The sequence below is a fragment of the Vibrio kasasachensis genome, from assembly GCF_050337565.1.
Taxonomy (GTDB): Bacteria; Pseudomonadota; Gammaproteobacteria; order Enterobacterales; family Vibrionaceae; genus Vibrio; species Vibrio kasasachensis.
In genome coordinates this window covers 82,278-93,983 of sequence record NZ_JAKJTB010000017.1, presented here as the reverse complement: position 1 = coordinate 93,983, position 11,706 = coordinate 82,278, and the positions used below count along the sequence as shown (strand labels likewise).

The 11,706-nt window shown below is 44.1% G+C and carries 7 protein-coding genes; 2 read left to right on the top strand and 5 right to left on the bottom strand.

The genetic code is table 11. The features are described 5' to 3' along the window. Window positions 1-68: 68 nt before the first annotated feature. Both L4C38_RS14670 and L4C38_RS14665 read right to left on the bottom strand, forming a co-directional pair. Window positions 69-1,685: a methyl-accepting chemotaxis protein gene (locus L4C38_RS14670; protein ID WP_428798306.1), complete on the bottom strand. Its 1,617-nt coding sequence runs from the start codon at window positions 1,683-1,685 to the stop codon at window positions 69-71. Window positions 1,686-2,019: 334 nt separating this feature from the next. Then, entirely contained in the window at window positions 2,020-3,453 is a 1,434-nt protein-coding gene (locus tag L4C38_RS14665; RefSeq protein WP_428798305.1) for a sodium-dependent transporter, read from the bottom strand. A gap of 390 nt (window positions 3,454-3,843) precedes the next feature. Between L4C38_RS14665 and cls the strand changes: the two genes are divergently transcribed. Next, window positions 3,844-5,298 carry a cardiolipin synthase gene (cls, locus tag L4C38_RS14660; protein WP_428798304.1) on the top strand — a complete coding sequence of 485 codons (1,455 nt, stop codon included), beginning with the start codon at window positions 3,844-3,846 and terminating at the stop codon, window positions 5,296-5,298. A gap of 260 nt (window positions 5,299-5,558) precedes the next feature. Further along, complete coding sequence (locus L4C38_RS14655; RefSeq protein WP_428798303.1) at window positions 5,559-6,764, top strand: cystathionine beta-lyase; 1,206 nt, start codon at window positions 5,559-5,561, stop codon at window positions 6,762-6,764. A gap of 47 nt (window positions 6,765-6,811) precedes the next feature. Here L4C38_RS14655 and L4C38_RS14650 read toward each other — a convergent pair whose 3' ends face one another. From L4C38_RS14650 to L4C38_RS14640, 3 genes are all read right to left on the bottom strand, one after another. Further along, window positions 6,812-7,375, bottom strand: a complete 564-nt coding sequence (locus tag L4C38_RS14650; protein WP_428798302.1) for a DNA-3-methyladenine glycosylase I — start codon at window positions 7,373-7,375, stop codon at window positions 6,812-6,814. A 145-nt stretch (window positions 7,376-7,520) separates the two neighbouring features. Continuing rightward, window positions 7,521-10,619 (bottom strand): efflux RND transporter permease subunit, encoded by a 3,099-nt coding sequence (locus L4C38_RS14645; protein WP_428798301.1) that lies wholly within the window; start codon window positions 10,617-10,619, stop codon window positions 7,521-7,523. Beyond that, a complete protein-coding gene (locus tag L4C38_RS14640; RefSeq protein WP_428798363.1) occupies window positions 10,612-11,694 on the bottom strand; it encodes an efflux RND transporter periplasmic adaptor subunit in 1,083 nt (360 codons plus the stop codon). The genes L4C38_RS14645 and L4C38_RS14640 overlap by 8 nt, the downstream gene beginning before the upstream one ends. Window positions 11,695-11,706 lie beyond the last annotated feature (12 nt).

Sequence of the window (11,706 nt, the reverse complement as noted above, 5' to 3'; positions counted from 1 at the left end):
CACCGAAAGATTAATGTAACTCTCATATTATCAATTAAATACTGTAATTCTACAGAGGTAAATGGCGATTACACTAAGCGGAATTTACCCATAAGTTCTTCTAATTCCAGAACCTTGTCGTTCAAATCTTTGATATCACCAGAACTATCACTCGCAAGTTGCAATGATTGATTAGAGATATCACTAATCATCGTAATATCTGCGGTAATTTCACGTGTCACTGCTGTTTGCTCTTCTGCCGCTGTCGCGATTGAATTGATCATACTCTGCACATGCGCCGCACCAGCCACTATTTCTTCTAACGCACCAACCGCACCGGTACTTTGACTTACGCCAATTTCAACCAAGCGACGATTATCCTCTGTGCATGTGACAGCTTCTTGAGTGCCAATCTGAATAGCTTGGATAATACCCGACACTTCTTTGGTTGCACTTGTGGTGCGCTCAGCAAGCGCGCGTACTTCATCAGCAACTACCGCAAAACCACGACCAAACTCACCCGCTCGCGCCGCTTCAATTGCCGCGTTAAGTGCAAGTAAGTTAGTTTGCTCTGCAATGCCTTCAATCACTTTAATCACAGAACCGATTTTTTCTCCGTGACTACCAAGCGCATTCATTTGTGAAGACATTTCTTCCATTTGACCACTCACTTGCTGGATGCTGGCAACCATCTCAACAATGATGTCTCGTCCTGTTTGTGCCACACCTTCCGAGCTACGAGCTTGCTCATATGTTGTGGTACTTTGGTGCGCAACTTCCGAAATTGTTTGACTTAACTCTTCAGATGCAGTGGCAATAAGATGTGCTTTGTCGGCCTGTTCAGAGGCGCCTTGAACCAAGCCTTGGCTAACTGTGGTTAGTTCCGCAGTGACCGTTTTAACTTCCCCCGTAACGGTATTAATTGAGCCAATAAGCGATAACAAAGAGCCTTGCATTCTATTGATAGAAGAAGCCAAACTAGAAAGCTCATCACCTGATTTATCAACGATAGGATCTGACGATAGATCTCCATCCGCCACTTTTTGCGCAACTTGCTCAAGGTTAGTCAAACGTGTCGTAATCGAATGAGACAATAAATACGCAATAGCGCACGACACAATAATAGTGATAGTAGACAGCACACCAATTGTATTTTCAATTGTGGTAAACGAGTCACTTAGGCTACCAATCACTGTTTGTGAATTATCCACTTCTGCGCTCGTGACCTCGTCAAGTAGCGTTTCAAGCGGATAGAGATAAGCGTCAAAGTATCCGCTCACCTGTGGAAGCACTTCAGAATAACGGTAGTCTCCTTTTATCTGAGGGAGCACGTTACTCTCAAACTCTTTGGTAAACTGCTCCATGTACTGCTCCATATCGAGCAAACGTTGGTAACCAGTCGAACCTGAACCTTGATAAGATTTCAACTCTAGCAATACATCTGCGAATTGATTTTTATTGCTATAGTAACCATCTAGTGCACCTTGAACGCCAGAGACCGCACCTACCGCATCTCGATAAACATCACCCATTTGATCAAGCAACGTTAAGTAAGCGACAACCTCGGGTACAACATTAGTACGAACATCTTCAGCAACCGCATGAGATTCAACAACTTCATACGCAATAATAGTCACCATAAGCGTCAGCAACGCTAAAATGGCACCAAACCCTAAGTAGAGTTTCTTCCTTACTGATAAAATCACAATACACCTTCAAGCATTAAAAACAGATTTCGAATATACCGACAGGAACGTACGGTAAAAGGCGGCGATTATGCAACTGCAGCGTGAGATTAAATAGTCGAATATGTAACATTTCGGATGTATTTTACGATGAATCATCTAAATTTAGACGCTATGCGACACAAGTCACACTAAATCTAAGATGCAGAACATTGAACTCTTCACCAATAATCAGTCTCACTACCGAGATAGTTCATTGAAAACAAAAAAATGCTCGTTGAATTGCGCCTTACGGGACTTCAACGAGCATTTACTGGTTTAACGTTTACTACTTAGTATATTTCACTAAGCCGAATTATAGCTTCTTCGAGAGTACCCCAGCCACACCAATAATAACCAAACCGACCAACATTATTTCCCCTTTACCACTATCAAACCCGGCTTTCACACCAGCTATGGCAACGATGGCAATCGCAAACGGAATAACGTACTTAACTAAGTTGTACCATAAGCCAAACAATGGGAATTTGATTGTGCCGTCATTGGTTATTTCTTTCTCTAGCTCAGCACGATTTAAACGCCAACCCGCAAAAATACAAACCAGCATACCGCCAACCGCTAAGAAAATTTTATCTGTTAGCAAGTCGAAAATATCAAACGCACCCGTCGAGAATAACGTTGGTCCTGTTCCCCCTAGGGAAAGAGACGCAAAGACACACAATATCGCCATCACTGCGCTCGCACTTAAAACGGCAGTTGGACGCTTCATGCCTTTTTCATCAATGAGATAAGACACAACGACTTCCAGTAAAGATACTGACGAAGTCAGTGCAGCGACACTCAATCCGATGAAGAAAAGTAACGCAAGCAGCAAACCAATTACACCACCCATCTCGGCGAACAATTGCGGTACCACAACAAAGACTAAACCGGGTCCCGCAGCAGGCTCCATACTAAATGCGAACATCGCTGGGAACATTGCAACACCAGCCAACAACGCAACACCTGTGTCCATCGCCGTCACCATCGCCGTCGTTTGCACTAAGTTCTCTTTGCGCTTCAAGTAACTACCATAGGTCATCATACAACCCATACCAAGGCTCAAAGAGAAGAAGGCTTGACCTAGCGCAGCAAGAACAACACTACTGTTTACTTTTGAGAAATCCGGTTGAAACAGAAACTCCAACCCAGCCATTGCGCCCGGTAGGCTTAAGCCTTTAACAGCAACAATGATAAGGATCACAAACAACAGTGGCATTAAAATTTTGCCCGCTTTCTCAATACCACCGGAAACGCCACGGATCACAACGAAGATATTTAGGAGTAGATACAAACCCATCCACATCAGCGGTTGTACAGGATCAGAGATGAAACTACCAAAGCTATCACCGATTACTTCTGGCGTGCTCAGCAGCCCCGTTGAAATTTTGTAAATATACGCCACTGCCCAGCCACCAACGACCGGATAGAAGCCCATAATCAGTAATCCACTCAACACACCGATCACGCCAACAAACGTCCAGCGACGATCTGTTGATTTAAATGCACCAACGGCTGATGTTCCTGTCTTTCGACCTATCGCGAATTCGGTCAGCATTACACTGAAACCGATAAAAATTACAAATAAAAGATAAATGGCGACAAATGCACCACCCCCGCTTTCCCCTGCGGTATATGGAAACTTCCATATATTACCAAGACCTACTGCTGAACCAGCAGCGGCCATAACGAAGCCAAATTTTGACCCCCAGCTATCACGGGGTTTTGTGGTAGTAGTTGTTGTTGCCACATTATCACCATCTATTCTATTGTTGCGTTTGTTTAATGCTGGCGCCTAAAGGTTAATAGTGTATTTAAAAGTTTACACCATTGAAAAATTTATGTGACGCTCTATGTATGGCAAGTAAAGCAGCTTGAGAGTAGAATTGGAACCCCAGTAGTCTATTTTTCCACTCAAAACTCTCTTCACAGCAGTTGAGTGCTGCATTTTTGTTCAAGCCGAACATTTTATAACAACATTTCTTCATCCAATAACAGATAAATCTCAAGCAATAAACATTGGAATACAACTTTGTTGAGTAAATGATCATATTTTTCTACGACATTTTGTTCAGCTTCAGCTGTTATCCATTTTCAATTCAGCTTAGTATTTAACTAATTGTTCTGACTAGGATCATTAATGGAAAAGTTTTACCATTTTGTCACACTGGCAAGTATCGTTCTCTACTGGGTATTAGTCGCAGGCGTAACACTACGAGTTGTACTAAAACGCAGAGCGGTCAGCGTTTCTCTGGCTTGGCTAATGGTGATCTATATCGTCCCAGTTGTCGGTGTTGCCTGTTATTTCTTATTCGGCGAGCTTAATCTGGGTCGAAAACGTGCTGACCGAGCAAAAGAAATGTTGGCGCCATTTATCGAATGGTTCTCCAAATTAAGCAACTGTAATGCACATTCCCCCGAGAACTTTGGTCGTCACATCTATCGCATTGATGAATTGTGTAATAATCGGTTAGGTCTGCCTGCTTTAAGTGGCAATGAACTCTCTTTACAAAACTCACCTAAAGCCATCATGCGTTCGGTGATTGAAGATATCGACCAAGCACAACACAGCATTAGAATGGTCTTTTATATCTGGCATCCGGGAGGCATGGCTGACGATGTCGCCAATGCGCTTATTCGCGCGGCAAAACGTGGAGTAGAGGTAAAGCTATTACTCGATTCTGCTGGTAGCCCGCGTTTTTTCCGTAGTGATTGGTTTACCAAAATGAAGCAAGCTGGCATCAATGTAATCCAAGCACTTGAAGTTAGCCCTTGGCGTATATTTTTGCGCCGTCTCGATCTGCGGCAGCACCGGAAAATAATCGTTATAGATGAGAAAGTTGCCTACACTGGTTCTATGAACATGGTGGACCCAGCCTACTTCAAGCAAGACTCGGATGTGGGACAATGGATAGACATCATGGTAAGGGTGACGGGCCCAACCGTAAATGTATTGTCGGCGATTCATTGTTGGGACTGGGAAGTCGAAACTGGAGAGCGAGCTTTTCCTACAATTCCTGAATGTAAGCTTGATGAGCATAGCTCTCAACACCCAATACAAGTTGTTCCTTCAGGTCCGGGGATGCCTGAATACTTAATCTACCAAGTACTCACACTCGCAATTAACCAAGCAAATCAATCAGTACGAATTACCACGCCCTACTTTGTACCCAGTACAGATCTACTCGAAACCTTAAAAATGACAGCGCAACGAGGCATCAATGTCGAGCTCATCATCCCGCATAAGAATGATTCTTTGATGGTTCAATGGGCCTCAAAAGCTTTCTACAGTGAATTGCTGCTTGCCGGGGTCAAAATCTATGAGTTTTATGGTGGTCTGCTACACACTAAATCAGTTGTGATAGATGAACAATTCTGTCTAGTTGGCACTGTAAATATGGACATGCGTAGCCTGTGGCTCAATTTCGAAGTCACTTTGGCGATTGATGACCAAGAATTTACCCAGAAAATGCATGAATTACAAAATGATTACATCGCCCAATCGCATCCCGTTTCAATTGATAAATGGCGTGAGCGTTCTATATTCTCTCGTTTTTTAGAGCGAACTTTCTACCTGTTCAATCCACTCCTTTAATCATCAATGACCGAGCCTATACTCGGTCATTTTTATCTTAATACTCAAACAACTTGAAGCTTCAGATAGGCGGCAAGTTAATTCATTCCCATGAGCATAGATAAACTATGTGATTGGGGTGAGTGAGCGCAGCCAACACAGCTGTAGCTTCAAGTAGGAAGGGTATATCTCCAAACACTCTAAGTGTTAGCCTTGCTTTGTCAGCGCGAGCATGTTTTAAATATACCTATGAACTAGCCCAATGAAGACAAGGACTTAATATGTCAGAAGGCAAACAGACTAAATATGTCACCGCAGGACGCGACAAAAAATGGACTAATGGCGTGGTTAACCCACCGGTACAACGTGCATCTACTGTGGTTTTCAACACAGTAGCTGAGAAAAACCACGCTATTGCAAACCGTGCGAATAAAACCTTATTTTACGGGCGACGTGGTACCCAAACCCACTTTGCCCTGCAAGACGCTATGGTAGAAATTGAAGGCGGTGTCGGTTGCGCTCTTTACCCTTGTGGCACCGCGGCTATTTCTAACGCTATTCTGGCATTCGTTGAAACGGGTGATCACATCTTAATGGTTGATACTTGTTACGAACCTACCCGTGATTTTTGTGACAAAATCATGAAGAAAATGGGTATAGAAACCACCTACTTCACCCCTACTATTGGTGACGAAATACAAGATCTCATTAGACCAAACACCAAAGTCTTGTTTCTTGAGTCTCCTGGTTCTATCACCATGGAAGTACAAGATGTCCCCACTCTTGCAAAAATAGCTCATCAACATAACATCATCGTTATGCTTGACAACACATGGGCTGCCGGCGTGAACTTTTCACCATTTGAGCATGGTGTCGATATTTCTATTCAAGCCGCAACAAAATACATTGTTGGGCATTCTGATGTGATGCTAGGCACCGCTGTCGCCAATGAAAAGTGTTGGGATCAACTGCGCGAGCAAAGTTACTTAATGGGACAATGTATCTCAGCAGACGATGCTTACTTAGGTTTACGAGGTATTCGCACTCTTGATGTTCGCTTACGTCAGCATGCTGAAAACAGCCTCAAAATAGCGCGTTGGTTGCAATCTCGACCAGAAGTCGACCATGTTCGTCATCCCGCTCTCGAAACCTGCCCGGGTCATGAATTTTTCGAACGCGATTTTACTGGCGGCAATGGTTTGTTTTCGTTTGTGCTTAAAACCAGCGATTCAAAAGCCACTACAGCCTTACTTGATAATATGCAGCATTTTAGTATGGGGTATTCTTGGGGCGGGTATGAAAGTTTGATCCTTGCCAATGAGCCAAAGAGTTTTAACAGCTTACGTACCGTGGCACACCCTCACTTTGAGGGAACCTTAATCCGACTGCATATCGGTTTAGAAGATGTAAATGACCTCATTGTCGATCTTGAAGCAGCATTGGCTCGTTACAACACCGTCATACTCGAAAAAGCAGCCACTCTATAAAACTGTTATAAAAAATAAGCCCGCTAAATTCATCAGCGGGCTTAATTTTAGTTATTTTGTTTTTTCGGACAACCAACAAGGTGGTCGTCCACCATTCCGGTCGCCTGCATAAACGCGTAACAAATCGTTTCTCCAACAAACTTAAAGCCACGTTTTTTTAGAAACTTACTCATCGCTTTTGATTCGTCTGTAGAAGTGGGCACCTGCGACATTTCATGCCAATGATTCACCTTTGGCTTGTGATCAACAAATTGCCAAAGCGCATTCGATAAACTGCCATATTCATCGATAAGTTCTAATGCTGCTCTCGCATTCGAGAAAACCGAGGCTATTTTCCCACGGTGCCTTACAACTTCAAACTGCTCAATGATCGCCTCAACACGCGATTGATCTTGCTGGCTCAACATTTGTAAATCATACCCTTCAAACGCCAATCGATAACCTTCGCGCTTTTTCAAAATCGTAATCCAGCTAAGCCCAGCCTGCGCCCCTTCCAGGGTGATAAATTCAAACAGTGTGGTGTCATCATAAACAGGAATGCCCCATTCTAGATCGTGGTATTCCCTTTCCAATGGGTGGTTCATCGCCCATGCACAAGTTTGTTGTTCCATTGTTATCTCTTTATTCCAATCATCAGCTTATACCCAAGAAACTTGAAGGTACAGGTAGGCAGTCCCCTGAGCATAGGTGAACTATGTGATTGGGGAGCACGAACACAGCCAACACCGCTGCAACTTCAAGTATGACGGGTATAGATTAACTCGGAATCGAAACTCGATGGAAGAGACGATACAAAACAGGCACTACAATCAACGTCAGTACCGTCGCAAATCCCAGACCAAACATTATGGTTACAGCCATCGGCTTAAAGAAGATATCCGGTAGCAGCGGAACCATACCCAGTACTGTCGTAATTGCAGCCATACAAACTGGTCTAACACGGCTCAATGCCGCTTCAACAACGGCGCTGTAAGGTTCTTTACCGGAATGAATTTCTATATTGATTTGATCCAACAATACAATGCCGTTTTTCAATACCATACCAGACAAGCTCAAGAAGCCAAGTAACGCCATAAAGCCAAATGGCGTATTGAGTGCTAATAGCCCCGTCGTTACCCCAATAATGGCTAATGGCACAGTGCACCAAACAATCAGTGGCTCTTTTACCGAGTTAAACAAGAAGACGGTAATTAAGAACATAAACAGGTAACCCAAAGGCATAGTCATGAACAACGAGGCTTGAGCATCACCAGAAGATTCATATTCTCCTCCCCATTCCAAGCTATACCCTGACGGAAACTCTATCGACTCTACCTGGCTTTGTATGCGTTTTTGCAATGTCGCCGCGGTTTCTTCACCTAAGATATCTGGGTCTGCCATAATCGTTAGCACACGCTTACGATCTTTACGCACAATGATTGGGTCTTCCCAAAACATTTCATAACCAAGGGTAACTTGTTGCAATGGAATATATTCGCTTAGCGCAGGGCTCCATATCTTCATCCCTTCTATATTACGAATATCAACACGCTCGTCTTCTGGTAAGCGCGCCACAATTGGCATCAATGTTGTGCCATCACGGTAAACGCCCACGGCTTTGCCTGCGAATGACATGGCTAAGAAATCGTCTACATCCGATTTGGTAATACCATAACGTCTTGCTTGGCTCTCATTAAACTGAGGCTCTAAGATTTTGGTGCGCTGACGCCAGTCATGACGAATATTGGTTGCGCCAGAATCGGCATGCATGATGGTCTCAATTTGCGCCGCAATTGAGCGCAGTACCGTTGGATCAGAGCCAATCACTCTCGCCTCAATTTTAGCCCCGCCACCCGGACCCAATTCGATTTGCTTAAGCTTGTAATTGATTTCAGGGAAGTTTTGTTCTAGATGCTCACGAAAGCGAGCCATTAAATCAGGCAAGGTTTCATGATTTGTCACCCGTGTGGTTATCTCACCATATGCTGCATAACTCTTTTCAGGAGCATACGTTAGCATGAAGCGCTGTAACCCCTTTCCAGCGGTCGTCGTCACATGTTCAACACCACTTTGCTCAGAAATCCATACTTCTAGCGATTTTAACTTGGTGTTAGTTGCTCGAATGTCTGTGCCTTCCGGAAGCCAAACATCCACTTGAAAGATGGGTGTAGTCGAAGAAGGGAAGAATGATTGCTTCACATGAGTAAAACCGTAAATACTCGCGACTAACCCAAGCACTAAGACCGCCATGGTCAGCCAAGCACGCTTCATACAAAATTCAAGAAACCCCTTATAGACGACGAAAATCACACCGTTATACGGGTCACTGCTCTCATCACCCTGAGGTGCTTTCTGCCCTCTGAAAAAGATATCTGCAAAAAATGGGGTGAGTGAAATAGCGGTAAACCAACTCAACATCAGTGATATCAATAGAACGGTGAATAATGTACCGCAATACTCACCTGTCGAGTCTTCAGAGAGACCGATAGGAGCGAAAGCTGTCACGGCGATAATAGTGGCACCAAGTAAGGGCCACTTTGTCTGGGTAACAATGTCGGTGGCGGCTTGTAGCCTCGTCCTCCCTTTCTGCGTTCCGATTAATATTCCCTCAACCACCACTATTGCGTTGTCCACCAGCATCCCAAGCGCAATAACCAAGGCACCAAGTGATATTCGCTGTAAATCGATTTGGTAGTACTTCATAAAAATGAAGGTGCCTGAAACAGTCAGCAGCAAAATTAAACCAATCAATAACCCTGATCTCAGCCCCATAAAGAACAGCAGTACAATAATAACTATCGCTACTGCTTGCCCAAGACTCACGACAAATCCACGCACCGATTTATCAACTTCCTTTGGCTGGCTATAAATTTCCGATATATCAATACCAACAGGTTGCTGGTATTTCAGCTCAGCTAAACGCCGGTCAAAACGCTCACCAACCTTCACAACGTTGATCCCTTGAGCAAAAGACACACCGACATTCAACGCTAGTCGCCCATTGAAGGTAATGACATTCGTTGGAACATCTATATCACCCCGCTTTATTTCAGCCACATCACGTAAATAGATCAGCCCTTGTGCGCCACTCTCGGTAATAATCAAATCACCAAGTTGGTCAACGTTTTCAAACTCACCAGTAGGATGGATACGAATGTATTCACTGCCAATGCGCACCGCACCGGCCGGAGAAACAATGTTTTGTGTGGAGAGGAGATTGAATACTGTGGTTGGCGCTAAGCCCAAGCTGCTTAGTCGCTTCATTGAAATCTCTATGAACACCTGTTCTTGTTGCTCACCAGTCACCGATATTTTACTGACGCCGTCAACGAGCTCGAGCTCCCGCCGTAAATAGTCAACATAGTCCAGTAGTTCTTTATAACTGTAACCTTCCCCGGTTACCGCAAGCAAAATGCCATAAACATCGCCGAAATCATCGATGACTTGCGGATCATTCACCCCAGGAGGCAGCGAACCTTTTAAATCATTCACCTTTCGGCGTAATTCATCCCAAATCTGCGGTAAATCATCTGGACCATAATTATTTTTCATGGTCACGCTGATCTGCGATAAGCCACGGCTCGAAATAGAATTAATTTCATCGACATAGGTCAATTGCTGAATGGCTTTCTCTAGTGGGTAGGTCACTTCCTCCTCAACCTGTTGAGGCGTTGCACCGGGGTAAGAAGTCACCACCATGGCGTCTTTGATAGTAAATGCAGGATCTTCTAAACGTCCCAAGCCAAAAAATGAAGCTACGCCACCAATCAAGAAGATTAATGCAATCATCCAACTGATAACTCGGTTACGGATGAAGTAGGCAGCAATGCCGGTAATATCGTCGTCATTTTGAGGCGTTTCGACTTTATTATTCATTACCAGCCTCCTTGCCGATTATCTGCACTTTACTTCCCTCTGTTAATCGTGAAAGCCCTGCTGTCACGATCCTTTGGCCTGGCGTTAAACCCGACAAGACTTGAATTGCATTCTGGCTCACTTTGCCTATAACAACTTTTTGTTTTTTAACAATGCTGTTTTCATCCATAAGCCAAACATACTTACTTGCTCGTTGGAGAGCATCACCATCTTGGTTAAAGATCGCCTCGATTGGAATTTGTACTCCACGCTTCAAATCAAGCCCAACTTTTTCACTTCGAGAGGTTACCTCAACCGCCATGCCATCAAGAATGTATTCATCCTCCGGCATTGGTAGTGACAGGGTCACATTAAATGTTCCCGTTTGTGGGTCAGGCTCTGTGGTGAACTCTTTAATCGTCGCGTGATATTCATTACCACTCGGCACTCTTACTATCGCATCAATACGTGACAACTTGTCTTGATCAGGTTGATTAACATAAATTCTATCGGGCAATTGGATCAACACTTCGACGCTACTGACGCTGTGTATATTGACGACGTTCTGCCCGACTTGGATGTTTTCAAACTGATCCACCGAAACGCGCGAAATGATGCCATCAACAGGAGCTTTTAGTTGAGTAAATGACAGCCGCAATTGGGCTAGTTCCAACTCAGCAAGCGCAATGAGTCTTTGAGCCGCAATTTCATCAAATTGAGATTTAGCCAAAAGCCCCTTTTTAACCAATGGTTGAGAACGACGATATTGACTATTGATCACCGAGTATCGTGCAGACGCATTATCCACTTCTAATTGATAATCCGTCGGCTCTAACTCCGCAATTAGGTCTCCTTTCATGACCCTGCTGCCCTCTTTTACCACGATTTTGCTAATTTCTCCGGCAACTCGAAAGCTCAAGTGAGAACGCTCTGCCGCGTTTGCTACTGCAGGGAAGTACAGGCTATCTCCCTTAACCGTTTCTTCAATCTCCATCACCGAAACGTTGGGTAAACTAGAATCGTTATATGTTGGCTCTCCACCGCATGCTGCAAGTAGAAAGAATAGTGACGAGGTAAGTACAATTCTTATTTTCATACCGTTTATTTT